We start from the raw sequence: 20,233 nt of genomic DNA on the forward strand, positions 1-20,233 counted from the left end.
TTGGCTTCGGAGACAGAGTCGCCTCAGCCCACAGCGCGAGCGCCTGATCGCGGCCATGGGCCGCTCCTACAGGCTCCGACGCAACTGTAGGAGCGGCCCGTGGCCGCGATTGAAGTCCCGTTGTAGCGAGGAACTGTCACGGCCGCCGACACCGCCAGACCCGAATCTCACCCCAGCTGCCGCCGCAACTCCGCCAGCACCGGGGCGCTATCGGGGCGCACACCGCGCCAGAGTTCGAAGGCCTCGGCAGCCTGCTCCACCAGCATGCCCAGGCCATCCAGGCTATGGAAGGCGCCTTCGTCCAGGGCCCAGCGGTTGAAGGGGGTGAGGTCCTTGCCGTACATCATGTCGTAGGTCACCGTCTGCGGACCGATCACCGCTTCCGACAGCGGCGGACGCCCCCCGCCGAGGCTGGCCGAGGTGCCGTTGATGATGACGTCGAAGGGCTCGCGCAGGGTGGAGAAGGCCGCCACCTCGATGACGCCCAGTTCGACGAACTCTCGCGCCAGCTGTACCGCCTTGAGCTCGGTGCGATTGGCCAGCACCAGTTGCCCCGGCTTACAGGCCAGCAGGGGCTCCAGCACCCCGCGCACGGCACCACCGGCGCCGAGCACCAGGACGCGCCGGCCTTCCAGCTGCAGGCCGGCATTGACGGTGAGATCCCGCACCAGGCCGGCGCCGTCGGTGTTGTCGCCCAACAGGCGGCCATCCACCAGGCGCTTCAGGGTGTTCACCGCCCCGGCGCGGCGCGCGCGGGGGGTGAGTTCGTCGCACAGGCGGTAGGCCTCTTCCTTGAAGGGCACCGTGACGTTGGCCCCCAGACCGCTCTGGAAGAAGCTGCGCGCGCTTTCGGCGAAGCCGTCCAGCGGCGCCAGCAGCGGGCCGTAGTGCAGCCGCTGGCCGGTCTGGTCGGCGAACAGGCTGTGGATCAGCGGCGACTTGCTGTGGGCGATGGGATTGCCGAAGACGGCGTAGCGATCCATGAGGACTATCCTGCGGGCGTGGGGGCGAGGGCGAGCCAATCGCGGTCGGTGAGGAAGAAATCGGTCAGCCGCGCCTCGGGCGAACCGGGCGCGGGCTTCCAGTCGTAGCCCCAGCGCACCTCGGGCGGCAGTGACATGAGGATGGACTCGGTACGCCCGCCGGATTGCAGGCCGAACAGGGTGCCACGGTCGTAGACCAGGTTGAATTCGACGTAGCGCCCGCGACGATAGGCCTGGAACTCCCGCTCGGCCTGGCCATAGGACTGGTCGCGGCGGCGCTGGACGATGGGCAGGTAAGCCTCGACGAAGGCATCGCCGATGGCGCGCTGGAAGGCGAAGCAGGTGGCGAAGTCCCAGTCGTTCAGATCGTCGAAGAACAGACCGCCGATGCCGCGCGGTTCGCCCCGGTGCTTGAGGTGGAAATAGCGGTCGCACCATGCCTTGTAGCGCGGATAGACGTCGGTGCCGAAGGGCGCGCAGGCGTCATGGCAGACCTGGTGCCAGTGCACGCAGTCGGCCTCGTCGCCATAGTAGGGCGTCAGGTCGAGACCGCCGCCGAACCACCAGACCGGCGCCTCGCCGGGCTTCTCGGCGAGAAAGAAGCGCACGTTGGCGTGGGCGGTAGGGATATGGGGATTGCGCGGGTGCATGACCAGGGAGACGCCCATGGCCTCGAAGCTGCGCCCGGCCAGTTCCGGCCGATGGGCACTGGCGGAAGGGGGCAGGCTGTCGCCATGCACGTGGGAGAAATTCACGCCGCCCTTTTCCAGCACGGCGCCCTCGGCGATCACCCGGGTACGACCGCCACCACCGGTCGGCCGGGTCCAGGCGTCTTCGACGAAACGCGCCGCGCCATCCTCGGCTTCCAGTGCGGCGCAGATGCGCTCCTGCAGGTCGAGCAGATAGGCCTTGACGGCCTCCAGGGACGGATTCATCGCAAGCATTTTCCACAACGGCGGGGAGGGCAGAGCATAACATCCGTATCCGACCGGTTGACGTGGCCCCCGGTTGCGGCTTGGATGAAGGATCACTCTAACAAGGAGAGAGGCAGCATGGCCCAGCGCATCCAGTTCAGCCGCACCGGTGGTCCCGAAGTACTCGAACTCGTGGATTTCGCACCCGCCGCACCCGGCCCCGACGAGGTGCGCGTGCGCAACCACGCCATCGGCCTCAATTTCATCGAGACCTACTACCGCAGCGGCCTCTATCCGCCACCCTCGCTACCGTCGGGCCTGGGTACCGAGGGCGCCGGGGTGGTGGAGGCGGTGGGCAGCGCCGTCAGCCGCTTCAAGGCCGGCGACCGCGTGGCCTACGCCACCGGGCCGCTGGGTGCCTATGGCGAGGTCCATGTGCTGCCCGAGCGCCATCTGGTGCACCTGCCGGAGGCGGTGTCCTTCGAGCAGGGCGCCGCGGTCATGCTCAAGGGGCTGACCGTGCAGTATCTGTTGCGCCAGACCTATCCGCTGCAGGCCGGCGACACCGTGCTGTTCCACGCCGCGGCCGGCGGCGTCGGCTCCCTGGCCTGCCAGTGGGCCAAGGCCCTGGGCGTACGCCTGATCGGCACCGCCGGCTCACCGGAGAAGCTGGAGAAGGCCAAGGCGCTGGGGGCCTGGGCGGTGATCGACTATCGAAAGGAAGACGTCCCGGCGCGGGTCCGCGAACTGACCGACGGGGCCAAGGTGCCGGTGGTCTACGACGGCGTCGGCAAGGATACCTGGGAGATGTCGCTAGACTGCCTGGCGCCGCGCGGCCTGCTGGTCAGCTTCGGCAACGCCTCGGGCGCGGTCACCGGAGTCAACCTGGGCATCCTCTCGCAGAAGGGCTCGCTCTACGTCACCCGGCCGACCCTGGCCACCTACGCTGCCTCGCCCGAAGCCCTGCAGGACATGGCCGACCAGCTGTTCGAGCTGATCACCGACGGCCGCATCCAGGTGGACATCGGCCGGCGCTATCCGCTGGCCGAGGTGCAGGAGGCGCACCGGGCGCTATCCGGTCGGGAGACCAGCGGCTCGACCATCCTCCTGCCCTGACCGCCTAGCTGGCCGTCATCGGCGAATCCATCCCGGGGAAATCGTGACGGCCATTAAGTTTCCGCGAGCAAAGCGGCACGTCAGGGGTAAACATCGGTCTATCTCGGACAGTCGAGTCGCTTCGAACTCGACGCCTTGCCATGACTCGGCCGGATCGCTGCTCTTGCCATGCCTACTTCCAGCCCCATCGCCAGCCTGCTCGACACCGCCACGGACACGGCGCTGATCACCCTGACCGCCGAGGGCCGGATCGCGCAGTGGTGTCCGGAGGTCGCCCGGCTGCTCGGCTGGACGGCCGAGGACAAGCTCGGTGAGGCCATCGCCGGCCTGCTGGTGCCGGAGCCGCCCGCCGATCAGTGGCTGGCGCTGCTGGAGCGCTGCCAGGCCCAGGGCCTGCGCCATCGCGACGGCCAACGGGTTCGTCTCGACCTGCACCTGGTGCCCCTGCGGCGGGCCAGCGTCACCGTGGGCTGGCTACTGCACGTCTGGCAGGCGCCGCCGAGCCGGAGCCGCTTCGCCACCTGGCGGGGCGCCGAACGGGATCTGCCGCAACGTCTGCGGGCATTGGGCGAGTGGTCGCGCCGGCTCAGCGGCGCCCCGGACCTGGCCGCCCTGCGCCTCTGTGCCACCCAGGCGCTGCGCGAGCTGGCCAACGATCCCCAGGCGCGACTGCTGCTGGGCGCCGAGGTCGGGGATCCGCCCCCGAAGGGTCTACGGCTCGCGCTCGGCCCGGCGGCGCAACCCCTGGGCCATCTGCAACTGGGCAGTGCCGCGGTGGACGCCGATACCCGCCTGCTGCTCGACCAGTTGGCCCCGTTGCTCGCCACCCTGATCGAACGCCAGCGCCAGCAGGAACAGGTCCGCCAGCTCGAGCAACGCCTGTCGCTGGAGCAAGGCCTGCTGGCCAGTGTGCTGCAGCAGGCGCCCCTGGGCATCTCCATCACCGAAGCGGGCAGCGAGAAGGCGGTCATGCTCAACGACCGCGTCAGCGTGCTGCTCGGCAAATGCCCGGAAGGGGAGACGCTGGAACAACGCTACCAGGCGGTGGGAGCCCTGCACGACAACGGCCAGCCCTATGCGGTGGACGACTATCCCACCGTACGGGTGCTGCGCAGTGGCCAAGCGGTGCCGCCCGAGTTGATGCGCTATCGCCGCCCGGACGGCAGTATCCGTCTGCTGGAGGTGTCCAGCGCGCCCGTGCGCTCGGCCAGCGGCGAGGTGATCGCCTCGGTCACCCTGTTCGACGACGTCCAGCAGCGGGTCGACGCGGAAAACGCCCTGCGCGAGCACAGCGCGCGCCTGGCCAGCCTGATCAACCAGGCGGCCGTGGGCATCTGCCAGACCGACGCCCATGGCCGCCTGCTGCTGGCCAACCGGCGCTACTGCGAGCTGCTCGGTCGCAACGAGGTCGGGGTGCTGGAGCAAACCTTGCAGGCCCAGACCCATCCCGATGACCGTACCGCCCTCGAACACAGCCTCGACGTGCTGCGCCAGCGCGGCGAGAGCTTCAAGCTGGACCAGCGCTTCGAGCGCCCGGACGGCTCGGTGGTCTGGGTCAGCCTGCACGGCTCGCCCCTGCAATCGGAAGTCGGCCAGCCGCTGACGGTGAGCCTGGTGGTGGTCGACCTCACCCAGCGCAAGCAGGCCGAGGCCGCGCTGCACCTGTCCAACCAGCGCTTCCGTAACGCCGTGGAAGCGGTGCAGGGGGTGGTCTGGACCACCAATGCCAATGGCCACCTCCTGGGTGAGCAACACGCCTGGAGCACCCTCACCGGGCAGAGCTATGCCCAGTACCAGCAGGAAGGCTGGGTCGACGCCGTGCATCCCGACGACGCCCCGCGCACCCTGCGGCGCTGGCGCCTGGCCGTGCAGCAGCAGCTGGATTTCCACGACGAACACCGGCTGCGCTGCCGCGACGGCCAGTGGCGCACCTTCAGCGTCCGTGCCCTGCCGGTGCGCGAAGGCGGGGTGGTGCGCGAATGGGTGGGCGTCCACACCGACGTCAGCGAGATCCGCATGGCCGAGCACCGCCTGCGTCGGCTGGCCGAGTTGCTGGAACAGCGGGTCCACGAGCGCACCGTGGAGCGCGACCGCATGTGGCGGGTGGCCGACGACCTGCTCGGGGTGATCCAGGGCCAGCGCTGGCTGAGTCGCAACCCGGCCTGGGGCCGCGCCCTGGGCTGGGACGACGAGGAACTGCGGCATCAGCCGACCACCGCCCTGGAGCATCCCGAGGATGAGCCGGTGTTCCCCCGGCTGGCTGCCCTGCGTCAGGGCGAGGTGCTCAGCGACCTGCCCGGTCGCCTGCGAACCCGTGACGGTCACTGGCGGCACATGATGTGGAAGGCCACTGCCGATCACGACGGCCGCATCTACATCTTCGGCCGCGACATCACCACCGAGCACGAGGCTTCCCTGGCCCTGCAGAACGCCGAGGCGGCGCTGCGCCAGGCACAGAAGATGGAAGCCATCGGCCATCTCACCGGCGGTATCGCCCACGACTTCAACAACCTGCTCACCGGTATCAGCGGCTCCCTGGAATTGCTCCGGCGGCGCCTGGACCAGGGCCGCCACGACAACCTGCAGCGCTACCTGGACACCGCCGAGCAGTCCGCCACCCGCGCCGCGGCCCTGACCCATCGGCTCCTGGCCTTCGCCCGTCGGCAGACCCTGGACCCGCGTCCGGTGGACGTCAACGCCCTGATCCTGTCCCTGGAAGAACTCTTCCAGCGCACCCTGGGCGAGCGCATCGGCCTGCGCAGCAGCCTCGCGCCCAACCTGCCGCCGGCCCGGACCGACACCAACCAGCTGGAGAACGCCCTGCTGAACCTGGTGATCAATGCTCGCGACGCCATGCCCGAAGGCGGTCGCCTGGCCCTGGAAACCGCCCTCGACCACCTCGACGAGCTGGCCGCCGAGCATGAGCTGCCCGCTGGCGACTATGTGCGCCTGACCATCGCCGACACCGGCAGCGGCATGCCGGCCGAGGTGGTGGATCGGGCCTTCGATCCCTTCTTCACCACCAAGCCCATCGGCCAGGGCACCGGTCTGGGCCTGTCGATGCTCTATGGCTTCATCAAGCAGTCGGGCGGTCACGTCAGCCTGGAGAGCGCACCCGGTGCCGGCACCCGCGTCAATCTCTGGCTGCCCTGCGCCGAGCCAGCCATCCAGGCACCGGCCAACGAACCCCAGGCGGCCATCGCCCAGAGTCGTGGCGAACGCCTGCTGCTGGTGGAAGACGATGTCTCGGTGCGGCTGCTGCTGCGGGAGATGCTCGGCGAGCTGGGCTATCGCGTGCGCACGGCGGCCACCGCCTCGGCGGCGCTGTCACTGGTCGACGGCGACCTGCGCTGTGACCTGCTGATCACCGATGTCGGCCTGCCGGATCTGGATGGCGGCGAACTGGCGGCCCGGCTGCGCGAGCGCTGGCCCAGCCTGCCGGTACTCTTCGTCAGCGGCCACGCCGAGCGCCCGACTCCGAACGGTGAGCCGTCACTGGCCAAGCCATTCCAGATCGATGCCCTGGCGCGGCGGCTGCGCCAGTTGCTGGACTGACCGCTAAGGCCGGAACACCTTGCCCGTGACCAGGTCGCGGATGACGCTGGGATTCTTGCGCCCGCCCAGTTCACCGGTGAGGATGCCGTCCAGGGTGCCCGGGAAGTACTGCTGGACGCGCAGCCGCGAGCGCGCCGCCGGCCGCCCGGCCGGATTGGCCGAGGTGGAGATCAGCGGCCCGGTGAGGGCGCAGAGTTCGCCTACCAGCGGATGCTCGGAGACCCGCAGCGCCACGGTGGCGTGGGCCCCGGTGACCCAGCCGGGCAGGCGGTTGTGATGGGGCACCAGCCAGGTGTTCGGCCCCGGCCAGGTGCTGGCCAGCTTGGCCAGGGATTCCTCCGACAGGTCGTGGAGCAGGAAGTCGAACTGACGGATGTTGTCGGCGACCAGGATCAGGCCCTTCTCCAGCGGCCGCCGCTTGAGCATCAGCAGGCGATGGACCGCGGCCTGGTCCCAGGGATCGCACCCCAGGCCCCAGACGGCCTCGGTGGGATAGGCCAGCACGCCCCCCTCGCGTACGATCCGCGCCGCCTGCCGCACTCGCCAGCTGTTGTGCATCGCCTTGCCTCCGCCAAATCCCTGAAGTCTACCCGAGCGCGGCCGCGATGCCAGTCGTCCGCTCAGAGCCTGTTCAAAATCTCGCGAGCTAGAGCCAAACAAGGCGAAAAGGCCTGAGGAAGCGGAGTTTACGAGTGGTAAATGAGCATTCCGAAGGCCTTTTCAACGCCGTTTGGCCGACGCGCAGCAGACTTTGAACAGGCTCTCAGCCCAGGCGCGTCCAGCTGCCGTGCAAGGCTGCCACCCGGCCTTCCAGCTCCAGCTCGGTCAGGCGTACCAGTACCTCGGGCAGCGGCTGGCCGCTGAGCTGCGCCAGCTCCTCGCTGTTCAGCGGGCCGGCCGCGAGGTGGCGCAGCAGGGGATCGTCCTCCACCGCGGCCGGCGCCATGGTCACCGGCAGGGCTTGCCAGCCGCGCAGGGCGTCGAGGATGTGCTCCACGCTCTCCACCAGTTGCGCACCTTCGCGGATCAGCTGATGACAGCCGCGGGCACCGGGATGATGGATGGAGCCGGGCAGGGCGAACACCTCGCGGCCCTGTTCGGCGGCCAGCCGCGCGGTGATCAAGGAGCCGCTGGAGGGGCTGGCCTCCACCACCAGGGTGCCCAGGCTGAGGCCGCTGATGATGCGGTTGCGCCGGGGAAAATTGGCCGCCTGGGGCGTGCAGTCCAGCGGCAATTCGGAGACCAGCGCGCCGCCGCCGGCCAGCAGCCGCCGCGCCAGGCCCAGGTGTCGCCGCGGATAGAGGTGTTCCAGGCCGGTGCCCAGCACGGCCACGGTGGTACCCGCGGCGTCCAGGGCGCCCTGGTGCGCCGCGCCATCGATGCCCAGCGCCAGCCCACTGGTCACGCAGAAGCCGGCAGCGGCCAGGCTGTGGGCGAAGCGGCGAGCGTTGTCCAGGCCCTGGGCACTGGCCTGACGGCTACCGACCAGGGCCAGCTGGGGTCGCTCCAGCGCGGCGAGGCGTCCCGCGACGAACAGCAGCGGTGGCGGATCGGCGATTTCGGCGAGCAGGGCTGGATAGCCGTCCGTTCCCAGGCAGAGCAGATGGCGCTCGGGCGCCTCGAGCCAGGCCAGGGCGCGGGCGGCGCGTTCACGGGTTTCGGCACTGCGGCGGGCGTCGGCGGCCACCGCCGGCAGGCCTAGGGCACGCCAGGCGGATGCCGGGGCGCTGAGGGCCGCGGCGGCGCTGCCGAAGGCGTCCAGCAGCAGGCGCTGGCGCACGGCGCCGATTTCCGGCAGGGCATGCAGACGGAGCCGAGCTTCCTGCTCGGCGGGAGAGAGGCTGGCCATGGGATCGTCCTTGAAGGTCGGCGGTCGCCCTCCTGGCGACCGGGGTAGTGATGTTAGGGGTTGCGCACCTTATCCATCAGCTCCAGCTGGCGGGTGGCGGTCAGGATCAGGCCGTAGCTGATCTTGTCGTAGGTGCGGAACACCATGAGCAGACCGGCGCGCTCGTCGGGGATCTTCACCGACTCGCCGGTGATGCGATCACGTACCGTCTCGCCGGTCTTGTACACCGCCAGCACGTTGCCTTCGGTGAGGCCGTCGCGGGCCCCCTTGTTGAGGGTCACCACATCGAACTGGCCGACCTGGGTGACACCGCGGGGCACGTCGAGGATCAGCCCGGCGATGTCGCGCGCCGGGGCACTGGGCATGAAGGTGGAGTTCACCAGCCGCTCCTCGGTGGGGAACAGCCGGTCGCCGAGGCGCACCTCCTGATTGGTGCGCGTCAGCCTGAGGGTACTGATGTCACCCTCCTGGGCGACCAGGTCGGCGCTGCCGATGAAGTCGCCGTTGATGCCGAGGAAGGCGCCGGTCTTGGGATCGACGTAGGTCTTGCCCTGACGGTAGATGCCGAAGGCCGAGACATCCGGCTGCAGCTTGCCGCGCACATAGATGCGATCGCCAGCGCCACTCACCACGCGCTCGGCGTTGCCGGCCACCACATAGGGCGCCGTCTGGAACTGTTCCGCCGCATCGAAGGCGCGGTTCTGCAGCAGGAAGCTGTTCACCGCTTCCAGCGGAATGGTCGGGATGGCTTCGGCGATGGGCGTGCTGCGCACCGTGGGCGACAGCTTGACCGTGCCGCGCGAGGCTCCGCGGTTGAGCTGCAGGCGCGGCTGGCCGTCGACGTAGCTCAGTACCAGGGTATCGCCGGGATAGATGAGATGGGGATTCTTGATCTGCGGATTGGCCTGCCAGATCTCGGGCCATTCCCAGGGTTTGCTCAGGAACTTGCCGGAGATGTCCCAAAGGGTATCGCCGCGCACCACCGTGTAGCTTTGTGGATGATCCTGGCGCAGGGTCACAGCTGCATACGCCGACTGCAGGGCGCCCGCTGCAACCACCAGCAGGGCGAACAAAGATTTCCTCATGTGCCGAATCCCTTTACACTCTGAGCCTTGAAGAACCGTCTTCACGCAAACGTCGGGGAATCGCCCCTGTCGTGCCCTGATCGCCACCTTACGTCGGCACTGGGCAGCGCAGTCGCCAAAGCCCCGTCGACCGACGTCATCCGCCCTCCGGGTCCAGCCCGGGCCTGGTGGATGCAACGCTGCCGCATCTTAGCAGCGCCCCTTGACTGTATTCCACAAGTGCCCTCAACGCCATGGCGATCCTAGACATCCTCGAATTTCCCGATCCCCGCCTGCGCACCGTCGCCAAGCCCATCGACACGGTCGACGACGCCCTGCGCCAGACCATCGACGACATGTTCGAGACCATGTACGAAGCGCCCGGCATCGGTCTGGCCGCCACCCAGGTCAACGTCCACCGCCGCCTGGTGGTGATCGACGTCAGCGAAGACAAGAGCGAACCCCTGGTCTTCATCAACCCGGAAGCCGAGCCACTCACCCAGGAGCTGGGCGAGTACCAGGAAGGCTGCCTGTCGATTCCCGGTTTCTACGAGAAGGTCTGCCGCCCCGAGCGCGTCCGGGTGAAAGCCCTCGACCGCGACGGCAAGCCCTTCGAGCTGGAATGCGACGGCCTCCTGGCGGTGTGCATCCAGCACGAGATCGATCACCTCGACGGCAAGCTGTTCGTCGACTACCTGTCGCCGCTCAAGCGCGACCGCATCAAGAAGAAGCTCGAAAAGCAGCAGCGCCACAAGGCCTGATCGCCCTGGCGGACGGCATGACCGGCGTCCGCCGCTCGCCCTTTCCGCCAGGTCCGCCATGTCCAGATCCCTTCGCCTCGTCTTCGCCGGAACCCCGGAATTCGCCGCCGTGCACCTGCAGGCGCTGATCGATGCCGGCTACCCCATCGCCGCCGTCTACACCCAGCCGGACCGCCCCGCCGGGCGCGGCCAGAAACTGGCCATGAGTCCGGTCAAGCAGTTGGCGCTGGCCCACGGCATTCCCGTGCAACAGCCGCCGACCCTGCGCGATCCCGCCGCCCAGGCCACCCTGGCCGCGCTGGAACCCGATCTGCTGGTGGTAGTGGCCTACGGCCTGATCCTGCCCCAGGTGGTGCTGGACATCCCCCGCCTGGGCTGCATCAACAGCCACGCCTCGCTACTGCCGCGCTGGCGCGGCGCCGCGCCCATCCAGCGCGCCCTGGAGGCCGGCGATGCCGAGTCCGGGGTCACGGTGATGCGCATGGAAGCCGGTCTGGATACCGGACCCATGCTGAGCAAGGTCACCACGCCCCTGACCGCCGAAGATACCGGCGGCAGCCTGCACGATCGCCTGGCCGCCCTGGGCGCCGCCGCCGTGGTCCAGGCGCTGCCGGGGCTGGCCGATGGCAGCCTGGCAGGCGAGGTGCAGGACGATAACCTGGCCACCTATGCCCACAAGCTGAACAAGGACGAGGCCCGGCTGGACTGGGAGCGTCCGGCCGCGGAGCTGGAACGCCGCATCCGCGCCTTCGATCCCTGGCCGCTGTGCCACACCGCCCTGGCCGGTGAACCGCTCAAGGTCTGGTCCGCCGAGCTGGCCGAAGGCCAGGGCGTCCCCGGCATGGTGCTGGATGCCGATCGCCACGGTCTGCTGGTGGCCTGCGGCGAGGGCGCCTTGCGCCTGACCCGGCTGCAACTGCCCGGTGGCAAGCCGCTGGGCTTCGCCGACCTCTACAACGCCCGCCGCGAGCGCTTCGCGCCTGGCCAGGTACTGGGCCTATGAATCCGCGGCTGGCGGCGACCCGCGCCCTGGCGGCGGTGCTCGCCGGTCGTGCCTCCCTGGGCAGCAGCCTGCCCGAACAATTGGCCAAGGTCGAGCCACGCGACCGCGCCCTGGCCCAGGACCTGGCCTTCGGCACCGCCCGCTGGCAACCGCGGCTGTCGCTACTGGCGGAGAAGCTGCTGCAGAAGCCGTTCAAGGCCAGCGACCGGGATCTCGAAGCCCTGCTGCTGATCGGTCTCTACCAACTGTTCCACACCCGCATCCCGGCCCACGCCGCCATTGGCGAGACGGTGGGCTGCGTCGACAAGCTGAAGAAATCCTCGGCCAAGGGCCTGCTCAACGCCGTGCTGCGTCGCGCCCAGCGCGAATACGACAGCCTGCTGCCGGCCCTGGAGCATGACCCCGCTGCGCGCCTGGCTCATCCGCGCTGGCTGCAAAAGGCGCTCAAGGCGCGCTGGCCGGAACAGTGGGAAGCCATCGCCACCGCCAATAACCTGCACCCGCCGTTGATCCTGCGGGTCAATCGGCGCCAGGGCAGTCGCGATGCCTATCTGGCCGACCTGGCCGCCGCCGGCATCGAGGCCGTGCCCTGCGCCTTCAGCGCCGATGGCATCCGCCTGCTAGCGCCCCAGGACGTCACCGCCCTGCCGGGCTTCGCCGCCGGGCGCCTGAGCGTGCAGGACGAAGCCGCCCAGCTGGCCGCCGAGCTGCTGGAGCTGGCGCCCGGCCAGCGGGTGCTGGACGCCTGCGCCGCGCCCGGTGGCAAGACCTGCCATCTGCTGGAGCGTGAACCGAAACTGGCCGAGGTGGTGGCGCTGGACGCCGATGCCGGCCGTCTGGAGCGGGTCCAGCAGAATCTCGCCCGCCTGGGGCTCACCGCCCGCACCCTGGCCGCCGATGGTCGCGCCGTGGCCGACTGGTGGGACGGCACGCCCTTCCAGCGCATCCTGCTGGACGCGCCCTGCAGCGCCACCGGGGTGATCCGGCGCCATCCGGACATCAAGCTGACCCGCCAGGCCGGCGATATCGCGCCTTTGGTGCAGTTGCAGGGCGAATTGCTGGACGCCCTCTGGCCGACGCTGGAGGTGGGCGGCATCCTGGTCTACGCCACCTGTTCGGTATTGCCCGAAGAGAACAGCGACAACCTCGCCGCCTTCCTCGCCCGCACCCCGGGTGCCCGCGAGCTGGACATCCCCGCGCCCTGGGGCCTGGCCCAGCCACACGGCCGCCAGCTGCTGCCGCAGCCCGAAGGCCACGACGGCTTCTACTACGCCAAGCTGATCAAGATCGCTCGCTAGTCTCGGTGGTGGGCGGCTGATCCGCCTCCTGCCGCGGCTGCGACAACTGCGCCGGCGCTTCCGGCTTGGGCAGTTCCAACACCGGCGCCTCTTGGTCGAGGCGGCGCAGGGTACCTTCCACCACCGCACCATTCTCCATGCTCAGCTGGCGGTAGGTGATGTTGCCCCGTACCCGGGCGTTGGAATGCAATTCGAGCAGGTGCTCGACCCGCAGATCGCCGACGATGGTGCCGTCGATCAAGGCGTCGTAGCTGCTCACGTTGCCTTCCACCACACCGTTGGCGCTGATCGCCAGCAGGCTGGTGGTGCCGACCTTGAAGCTGACGCTGCCGCGGACCCGGCCATCCACCTTCAGGCCCTCGCTGAATTCCAGATCACCCTGGATCGACAGGTTGTCGGCGATGAGGCTGGAAAAGCCATTCACCGCGGGGCGGGGGGCCGCCTTCTTTCTATTGAACATCCGTGCTGCTCTCCGGCTAGGGTTTCTGATTCTGGCGGCGGAAGAAGGCCAGCTCCGCGCTCAGACGCTCGATCTGCGCCAGCAAGGCGGCGTTGCGCTCGGTCAGCTGGCGCTCGGTGGCCGTGCCCAGCTGCAGATCCAGCGCCCGCCGTGTCAGGCTGTCGCTCAACCGCTGATTCTCGACCTGTAACTGCTGCAGTTCGGCCTGGTGCGCCAGCTGGAGCCGGTAGCCGACGGCCAGCAGCACCAGTGGCAGCAACAGGAGCAGGGCTAGCCCCAGCCGCGCCAGCAGGCGTCGCCGCGGCCCCAACTCCAGGCGCACCTCGCCGCGCAGCAGGTCCCGGCTCGACGACCGACTAGTCGCGCGCCGGGCCATCGCTGTCACGCTCCAGCTGGCCCAGGGCGAGGAAGCGCTGGGGATCGACGAACTGACCCTCGCGCAGGATCTCGAAATGCAGGTGCGGCCCGGTGGAGCGCCCGGTGGAGCCGACGGCGCCCAGGAGCTGTCCGGGCGTGACCACCTGGCCTTCCTTGACGAAGGTGCGACTCAGGTGGGCATAGCGGGTGACCAGGCCGTTGCCGTGGTCGACCTCCACCCGATAGCCATAGCCGCCCAGGGCGCCCGTGGCCTGGACCCGGCCGCCCGCAGCGGCCCGCACCTGGGTTCCGGTGGGCGCGGCGAAATCGACGCCGGAGTGGAAGGCCAGGTGACCATTGAACGGATCGACCCGATTGCCGAACAAGGAGCCCAGGCGGGCCTGCACCACCGGACGCTGCGAAGGAACCGCCATCAGCGCGGCATTGCGGCTGGCCACCCGGTTCAGCAGTAGATCCAGCTGCTGGCGCAGGCACAGCGCCACCTGCTCGCTGGTGCCGAGCATCCGCACGGGTAGACCCTCGCTGGCCGCGCTGGCATTGCAGGCGCGGGGAGGCAACCAGGCGCCGCCTTGGGCGCCATGGGCCTGGGGCTCCGCGAGCAGTGCGGGCAACAGCGAGGGATCGACCGCCGTCACCTGGTCGCGCAGGGCCTGGTTCTGTTCCAGCATGCGCTGCAGGGCCTGGGTGTCGGCCTCCAGGGATTGCAGTCGGCCGACCAGTGTCCCCATCCGCTCAAGGGCCAGTGGCTCGCTCGTGGCACTCGCTGGCAACGCGACCGGCGCAATCGCCGGGCCGTCCAGCGGCAGTCGCCCGCCGAACCAGCAGCCCAGGGCGAAGGTCGCCAGGCAGCTCGCCACCAGCAGCAACAGCAGCGAACCCCGTGCACGCTGCGGATAGACGACGCAAGCACCATCGCGCACGAGCTTGCGACTGGAGGAAGAGAAGAGTTTCATCGAGATCCTGCGGCCATCCTGAACGCCGAAAGATCGAACAGCTTAAGGTGAAATCCATCACAAATTGCCAGGGAAATGGCCTATTCCGGACCAACTCGACCGTCCACCGGACATATGGCATCTGAGCGCCCGCTCGCCAGTCCGCCATGGCGCCAGGCAGAATGTCTTGCTCAGGGGCTCACCTCAGCCTTCCCTAATCTGCCTGACGGAACCCACCATGCTCGAATCCCTGGAGAAGATGCTCGCCCGCGGCCAGGACAACGCCCTGCTGAGATTCGGTCTGGGCAAGGGGTACCTGGATGCCGGAGAACCGGGACGGGCCGTCACCCATCTGGCACGCTGCGTGGAATTCGATCCGGCGTATTCGGCGGCGTGGAAACTGCTGGGCAAGGCCCATGAAGGGCAGGGCGACCTGACCGCGGCCGAGGCGGCCTGGACCCAAGGGCTGAGCGCCGCCCAGGCCAAGGGCGACAAGCAAGCCGAAAAGGAAATGACGGTGTTCCTCAAGCGTCTGGCGCGCCGTGCTCAGTCCTGATCGCGCAGGAATCTCAAGCCCGCCCCCTGACCATCGGTGCGCATGACTTCCATGGTCACCTTGGGCGCCTCCATCGGCAGGTCGAGCACCTGGCCGATGACCCGCGTACCCCGCGCCAGTCGGGTCAGCTCGGGATGCACCACATAGACGCCGCCGTCGGACAGGTCGCGCGTCTCGCCCACGATCTCGCCATCCGGATAGGCGATCCAGAGCCGGCACTTGAGGGGGGTACGGGTATGCTGGCGTTGGTCGCGCGAATTCATCGCCTGACTCCCTGGCTAGGCACTTCCTTGGGTCGTCGCAGCTTCCGGCAAAGCCCAGCGGCTGTCAGCCCCGCAACAGCCGAACGGTCCCGACGGGCAGCCGAGCGATCAGTCGGCCCGCCGCCAGCGACTCAGTACCACTTCTCTTCGCCATCCGGGCGATTCTTGAACCTCTTCATGCTCCACATGTACTGGGTGGGATAGCGGCGTACGTAGCCGGCCAGTACCTCGCTCATGGCAGCGACCGACACTTCCGGGTCCGGGTCGTACATGGCCGGGGGCGCCGCCTCCAGGATCACCTTGTAGCCGCTGCCGTCCTCCAGGCGCACCGCGTGGAAGAACACCCCGCGCGCCTTGCCCCGCGCCAGCAGCGAAGGCACGAACTTGCTGGTCAGGGCGGTGGTGCCGAGAAAGGGCACGAAGAGGCCGGCGCTGCGACTCGGTTCGGGATCGGCCGGGATGCCTACGGCACCACCGCGACGGACTTCCTTGATCACGCTGATGATGCCTTCTGGAGTGGACGGCGCCACGCGATTGCCCAACTGCACCCGCTGGCGCTTGAGCAACTCGTCCACCGCCTTCAGCTTGGGTGGCCGGTAGAAGATGATCGGCTTGGCATGGGAGCAATAGAAGTGATTGAGCAACTCCCAGTTGCCCAGGTGGCTGGTGATGCCCACCACGCCATCACCCGAAGCCAGGGCCTCCTGCAGTACGTCCATGCCTTCCACCTCGCGCACCAGGCGCAGGGAGCGCTGGGGCGACCAGATCCAGGCGCAGGCGCTCTCGGTCAGTGTCTTGCCGATGCCGCGCAGGCACTCGCGCGACAGCCGCTCGAGCGGCTCGGCGTCGAGTTCGGGGAAGCAGTGGGCGAGATTGATGCGGGTGACCTTGCTGGCGCGGGTCGGCAGCTTCCACATGCACCAGCCGATGAATCCGCCCAGACGCTGGACCAGCGGCCAGGGCAGCAGGGCGAAAAGGCGCAGGAAGGCGATCATCAGCGCGCCTTTGAATCTTTCCAAAAGAGGGGCTCCTGTCTGAATGCACGGACAGTCTAACTTCTACAGGCCCCGGAAACGTTAAGAAAGCTTAAGGTTCGCCCCTGTTAGCGACGATACATTCGACTTTTGATGCACTCATGCTGACGAGTGGGCCAGTTCGGCATGACGGTCGCAGTCGAGGGTGTGGTCCATCACCAGGCCCATGGCTTGCATGAAGGCGTAGCAGATGGTCGGGCCGACGAAGGTGAAGCCAGCCTTCTTGAGTGCCTTGCTCATGGCCTCGGCCTCCGGGGTGATGGCCGGCACCTCGCTGCGATCGCGGAAATGATTGATGCGCGGCGTATCGCCGACGAAGGACCACAGCCAGCCGGCAGGGTCGTCCAGTTTCAGCCAGGCCTGGGCATTCTGCCGGGCGGCGCGCAACTTGGCGCGATTGCGGATGATGCCCGGATCCTGCATGAGGTCTTCGATCTCCACATCGGTGAGCCGGGCCAGGCGCTCGGGATCGAAGCGGTACAACACCTCGCGATAGCGTTCGCGCTTCTTGAGGATGGTGATCCACGACAGACCCGCCTGGAAGCCCTCCAGCAAGAGGAATTCGAAGAGCACCGCCGGATCGCGCTGGGGCGTGCCCCATTCACGGTCGTGGTAGTCGATGTACAGCGGATCGGCGGTGCACCAGAAGCAACGCGGCATGGCGACAAATCCAGCGGACGGGGAACCGCCACCTTACCGCAATCGCCCGGCAGAGGAGACGACAGGCCCGCCGGACCTCGCAGGAGCGGCCCATGGCCGCGATAAGACAGTTACAGACCGTAGTGTGGAAAACGGCGCAGCCTTTTCCACGGGTGAGTTCGCCGCGAAGGATTCCCTCACCCCAGCCCTCTCCCGAAGGGAGAGGGGGCGCTTGGAGCGGACGCTCGTCTTCAGTGACTCAGGCGATAAGACAGTTGCTCCTACGACCAGCGGCCCCGGCAGGTGCCTAATACCGCCGGACAGCCCTACGAGCCCATGCGGTCACCCCTGGCTTTCAGCTATACTCCCCGGCTTTTCGTCGCAGCCGAACGGGTATTTTTCGTGAGCCAGTCCAAGCCCACCGTGCGCACCTTCCAAGACTTGATCCTGGCCTTGCAGCAATACTGGGCCGAGCAGGGCTGCGTGGTACTCCAGCCCTATGACATGGAAGTCGGCGCCGGTACCTTCCACACCGCCACCTTCCTGCGCGCCATCGGTCCCGAGACCTGGAACGCCGCCTACGTGCAGCCCAGCCGCCGTCCCACCGACGGCCGCTACGGCGAAAATCCCAATCGCCTGCAGCATTACTACCAGTTCCAGGTGGTGTTGAAGCCCAACCCGGACAACTTCCAGGAACTCTACCTGGGTTCCCTGGCCGCCATAGGCCTGGACCCGCTGGTGCACGACGTGCGCTTCGTCGAGGACAACTGGGAATCGCCCACCCTGGGCGCCTGGGGCCTGGGCTGGGAAGTCTGGCTCAATGGCATGGAAGTCACCCAGTTCACCTACTTCCAGCAGGCGGGTGGTCTCGAGTGCTACCCGGTGACCGGCGAGATCACCTATGGCCTGGAGCGCCTGGCCATGTACCTGCAGGGCGTGGACTCGGTCTATGACCTGATCTGGGCCGACGGTCCCTTCGGTACCGTGACCTACGGCGACGTCTTCCACCAGAACGAGGTGGAGCAGAGCACCTACAACTTCGAGCACGCCAACGTGCCCAAGCTGTTCGAGCTGTTCGACTTCTATGAGTCCGAGGCCAATCGCCTGATCGCCCTGGACCTGCCGCTGCCTACTTACGAGATGGTGCTCAAGGCCTCCCACACCTTCAACCTGCTGGACGCCCGTCGCGCCATCTCGGTGACCGAGCGCCAGCGTTACATCCTGCGCGTACGCACCCTGGCGCGCAGCGTCGCCCAGGGCTACTTCAAGGCGCGCGCCCGCCTGGGTTTCCCCCTGGCCACCGCCGCGCTGCGTGACGAGGTCCTGGGCCGCGACGATGTCCAGGCGCTGCTCAAGGAGGGCGAATGATGAGCACCCATCTGGATTTCCTGGTCGAACTGGGGACCGAAGAACTGCCGCCCAAGGCGCTCAAGACCCTTGGCGACAGCTTCCTCGCCGGCATCGAGAAGGGCCTCAGGCAGGCCGGCCTCGGCTACACCAGCGCCCGCGCCTATGCCGCCCCGCGCCGCCTGGCGGTGCTGATCGAAGCCCTGCAGACCCAGCAGCCCGAGCGTAGCGTCAACCTGGACGGCCCGCCGCTCCAGGCCGCCTTTGGCACCGACGGTCAGCCGACCCAGGCCGCCCTGGGATTCGCCCGCAAGTGTGGCGTCGACATCAGCGCCATCGACCGCAGCGGGCCCAAACTGAGATTCTCCCAGAGCATCCCCGGGCAGCCGGCCGCTACCCTATTGCCCGGCATCGTCGAGGCGTCGCTGGCCGAGCTGCCGATTCCCAAGCGCATGCGCTGGGCGGCCCGCCGCGAGGAATTCGTCCGTCCGACCCAGTGGCTGGTGATGCTGCTCGGTGACCAGGTGATCGATTGCGAGATCCTCACCCGCCGCGCCGGCCGTGACTCCCGTGGCCATCGCTTCCATCACCCCGACGCCGTGCGCATCAACGCCCCGGCCAGCTACCTCGCCGACCTGCGTGCCGCCCATGTACTGGCCGACTTCGCCGAGCGCCGCCAGTTGATCGAGTCCCGCGTGGCCGAACTGGCTGCGGCGGAGCAGGGCAGCGCCGTGGTGCCGCCCGCGCTGCTGGACGAGGTGACCGCCCTGGTGGAATGGCCGGTGCCCCTGGTCTGCGCCTTCGAGGAACGCTTCCTCGAAGTACCCCAGGAAGCCCTGATCACCACCATGCAGGACAACCAGAAGTACTTCTGCCTGCTGGATGCCCAGGGCAAGCTGCTGCCGCGCTTCATCACCGTGGCCAACCTGGAGAGCAAGGATCCGGCGCAGATCGTCAGCGGTAACGAGAAGGTGGTCCGTCCCCGTCTCACCGACGCCGAGTTCTTCTTCAAGCAGGACCAGAAGCAGCCACTGGAGAGCTTCAACGAGCGCCTCAAGAACGTGGTCTTCCAGGCCCAGCTCGGCAGCGTCTACGACAAGGCCCAGCGCGTTGCCGCCCTGGCCGCCTTCATCGCCGAACCCATCGGCGGTGATGCCGAGCGCGCCCGCCGTGCCGGCATCCTGGCCAAGTGCGACCTGGCCACCGAGATGGTCGGCGAGTTTCCCGAGATGCAGGGCATCGCCGGCTACTACTACGCCAGGAAGGGCGGCGAGGCCGATGACGTGGCCCTGGCGCTCAACGAGCAGTACATGCCGCGTGGTGCCGGCGCCGAGCTGCCGCAGACCCTGACCGGTGCCGCCGTGGCCCTGGCCGACAAGCTCGACACCCTGGTCGGCATCTTCGGCATCGGCATGCTGCCCACCGGCAGCAAGGATCCCTTCGCCCTGCGCCGCCAGGCCCTGGGCGTGCTGCGCATCCTCATCGAGAAGCAACTGGAGCTGGATCTGCCAGCCGCCGTCGCCTTCGCCATCGCCGGTTATGGCGAGCGGGTCAAGGCAGAGGGCCTGCAGGAACAGGTACTGGACTTCATCTTCGATCGCCTGCGGGCGCGCTACGAAGATGAAGGCGTCGACACTGCCGCCTATCTCGCGGTGCGCGCCCTGCGTCCGGCCTCCGCGCTGGACTTCGACCAGCGTGTCCAGGCCGTGCAGGCCTTCCGACGTCTGCCCGAAGCCGAAGCCCTGGCCGCCGCCAACAAGCGCGTCTCCAACCTGCTGGCGAAGTTCGAAGGCCGGGTCGCGGCCCAGGCCGATGCCGATCTGTTCGAGACCGATGCCGAGCGCACCCTGGCCGCGGCCATCGCTGCTGCAGAGCGCGATGCGGCGCCCCTGGCCACAGCCCGGCGCTATCGCGAAGCCCTGGAGCGCCTGGCCAACCTGCGTGCCCCGGTGGATGCTTTCTTCGACGAGGTGCTGGTCAACGCCGAGGACGAGCGCGTACGCGCCAATCGCTATGCGCTGCTTGCCCACCTGCGCGGCCTGTTCCTCGGCATCGCCGACATCTCGGTGCTGGGCTAAGGC

The 20,233-nt window shown here is 68.3% G+C and carries 19 protein-coding genes; 8 read left to right on the forward strand and 11 right to left on the reverse strand.

The window, feature by feature from the left end; genetic code table 11:
- Positions 1-167: 167 nt before the first annotated feature.
- Together aroE and hemF are read right to left on the reverse strand one after the other, a co-directional pair.
- Positions 168-983: a shikimate dehydrogenase gene (gene aroE, locus AR540_RS10315; RefSeq protein WP_059228595.1), complete on the reverse strand. Its 816-nt coding sequence runs from the start codon at positions 981-983 to the stop codon at positions 168-170.
- Between the two features lie 5 nt (positions 984-988).
- Positions 989-1,918 carry an oxygen-dependent coproporphyrinogen oxidase gene (gene hemF / locus AR540_RS10320; protein ID WP_059228597.1) on the reverse strand — a complete coding sequence of 310 codons (930 nt, stop codon included), beginning with the start codon at positions 1,916-1,918 and terminating at the stop codon, positions 989-991.
- Between the two features lie 117 nt (positions 1,919-2,035).
- Between hemF and AR540_RS10325 the strand changes: the two genes are divergently transcribed.
- Both AR540_RS10325 and AR540_RS10330 read left to right on the forward strand, forming a co-directional pair.
- Entirely contained in the window at positions 2,036-3,013 is a 978-nt protein-coding gene (locus AR540_RS10325) for an NADPH:quinone reductase (protein WP_059228598.1), read from the forward strand.
- 168 nt (positions 3,014-3,181) lie between these two features.
- Entirely contained in the window at positions 3,182-6,568 is a 3,387-nt protein-coding gene (locus AR540_RS10330; protein WP_059228600.1) for a PAS domain S-box protein, read from the forward strand.
- A 3-nt stretch (positions 6,569-6,571) separates the two neighbouring features.
- Here AR540_RS10330 and AR540_RS10335 read toward each other — a convergent pair whose 3' ends face one another.
- From AR540_RS10335 to AR540_RS10345, 3 genes are all read right to left on the reverse strand, one after another.
- Positions 6,572-7,126, reverse strand: coding sequence for an L-threonylcarbamoyladenylate synthase (locus AR540_RS10335; protein WP_059228602.1), 555 nt, complete (start codon positions 7,124-7,126; stop codon positions 6,572-6,574).
- Between the two features lie 205 nt (positions 7,127-7,331).
- Positions 7,332-8,417, reverse strand: coding sequence for a DNA-processing protein DprA (dprA, locus tag AR540_RS10340; protein ID WP_059228604.1), 1,086 nt, complete (start codon positions 8,415-8,417; stop codon positions 7,332-7,334).
- A 53-nt stretch (positions 8,418-8,470) separates the two neighbouring features.
- Entirely contained in the window at positions 8,471-9,502 is a 1,032-nt protein-coding gene (locus AR540_RS10345; protein ID WP_059228606.1) for a LysM peptidoglycan-binding domain-containing protein, read from the reverse strand.
- A gap of 233 nt (positions 9,503-9,735) precedes the next feature.
- Between AR540_RS10345 and def the strand changes: the two genes are divergently transcribed.
- Genes def through rsmB form a run of 3 tightly spaced genes read left to right on the forward strand, consistent with a single transcriptional unit; the run spans position 9,736 to position 12,543 of the window.
- Positions 9,736-10,242 carry a peptide deformylase gene (def, locus tag AR540_RS10350; protein WP_007160149.1) on the forward strand — a complete coding sequence of 169 codons (507 nt, stop codon included), beginning with the start codon at positions 9,736-9,738 and terminating at the stop codon, positions 10,240-10,242.
- Between the two features lie 58 nt (positions 10,243-10,300).
- Positions 10,301-11,245: a methionyl-tRNA formyltransferase gene (fmt, locus tag AR540_RS10355; RefSeq protein ID WP_059228608.1), complete on the forward strand. Its 945-nt coding sequence runs from the start codon at positions 10,301-10,303 to the stop codon at positions 11,243-11,245.
- A complete protein-coding gene (gene rsmB, locus AR540_RS10360) occupies positions 11,242-12,543 on the forward strand; it encodes a 16S rRNA (cytosine(967)-C(5))-methyltransferase RsmB (protein WP_059228610.1) in 1,302 nt (433 codons plus the stop codon). The genes fmt and rsmB overlap by 4 nt, the downstream gene beginning before the upstream one ends.
- On the opposite strand, the gene AR540_RS10365 is transcribed toward rsmB, so the two are convergent.
- Genes AR540_RS10365 through AR540_RS10375 form a run of 3 tightly spaced genes read right to left on the reverse strand, consistent with a single transcriptional unit; the run spans position 12,527 to position 14,334 of the window.
- On the reverse strand, positions 12,527-13,003 hold the full coding sequence (locus AR540_RS10365) for a bactofilin family protein (protein WP_059228612.1): 477 nt from the start codon (positions 13,001-13,003) through the stop codon (positions 12,527-12,529). The two genes, rsmB and AR540_RS10365, sit on opposite strands and share 17 nt — an antisense overlap.
- 16 nt (positions 13,004-13,019) lie before the next feature.
- The gene (locus AR540_RS10370) at positions 13,020-13,379 is read right to left on the reverse strand and encodes a hypothetical protein (RefSeq protein ID WP_059228614.1); all 360 of its coding nucleotides are present in this window, start codon (positions 13,377-13,379) and stop codon (positions 13,020-13,022) included.
- Positions 13,360-14,334: a M23 family metallopeptidase gene (locus tag AR540_RS10375; RefSeq protein ID WP_059228615.1), complete on the reverse strand. Its 975-nt coding sequence runs from the start codon at positions 14,332-14,334 to the stop codon at positions 13,360-13,362. The genes AR540_RS10370 and AR540_RS10375 overlap by 20 nt, the downstream gene beginning before the upstream one ends.
- A gap of 217 nt (positions 14,335-14,551) precedes the next feature.
- Between AR540_RS10375 and AR540_RS10380 the strand changes: the two genes are divergently transcribed.
- Positions 14,552-14,869 carry a tetratricopeptide repeat protein gene (locus tag AR540_RS10380; protein ID WP_059228618.1) on the forward strand — a complete coding sequence of 106 codons (318 nt, stop codon included), beginning with the start codon at positions 14,552-14,554 and terminating at the stop codon, positions 14,867-14,869.
- On the opposite strand, the gene AR540_RS10385 is transcribed toward AR540_RS10380, so the two are convergent.
- From AR540_RS10385 to AR540_RS10395, 3 genes are all read right to left on the reverse strand, one after another.
- Positions 14,860-15,132: a PilZ domain-containing protein gene (locus AR540_RS10385; protein ID WP_059228619.1), complete on the reverse strand. Its 273-nt coding sequence runs from the start codon at positions 15,130-15,132 to the stop codon at positions 14,860-14,862. The genes AR540_RS10380 and AR540_RS10385 overlap by 10 nt on opposite strands.
- Positions 15,133-15,263: 131 nt before the next feature.
- On the reverse strand, positions 15,264-16,151 hold the full coding sequence (locus tag AR540_RS10390; protein WP_059228623.1) for a lysophospholipid acyltransferase: 888 nt from the start codon (positions 16,149-16,151) through the stop codon (positions 15,264-15,266).
- Between the two features lie 114 nt (positions 16,152-16,265).
- A complete protein-coding gene (locus AR540_RS10395; protein ID WP_059228624.1) occupies positions 16,266-16,826 on the reverse strand; it encodes a DNA-3-methyladenine glycosylase I in 561 nt (186 codons plus the stop codon).
- Positions 16,827-17,207: 381 nt separating this feature from the next.
- Here AR540_RS10395 and glyQ point away from each other — a divergent pair, with 381 nt between their 5' ends.
- The gene (gene glyQ / locus AR540_RS10400; protein ID WP_059229722.1) at positions 17,208-18,173 is read left to right on the forward strand and encodes a glycine--tRNA ligase subunit alpha; all 966 of its coding nucleotides are present in this window, start codon (positions 17,208-17,210) and stop codon (positions 18,171-18,173) included.
- Complete coding sequence (gene glyS / locus AR540_RS10405) at positions 18,173-20,230, forward strand: glycine--tRNA ligase subunit beta (protein WP_059228626.1); 2,058 nt, start codon at positions 18,173-18,175, stop codon at positions 20,228-20,230. The genes glyQ and glyS overlap by 1 nt, the downstream gene beginning before the upstream one ends.
- The last annotated feature ends 3 nt before the right edge of the window (positions 20,231-20,233 follow it).

The sequence above is a fragment of the Pseudomonas sp. EpS/L25 genome, from assembly GCF_001512295.1.
Classification (GTDB): Bacteria; Pseudomonadota; Gammaproteobacteria; order Pseudomonadales; family Pseudomonadaceae; genus Chryseomonas.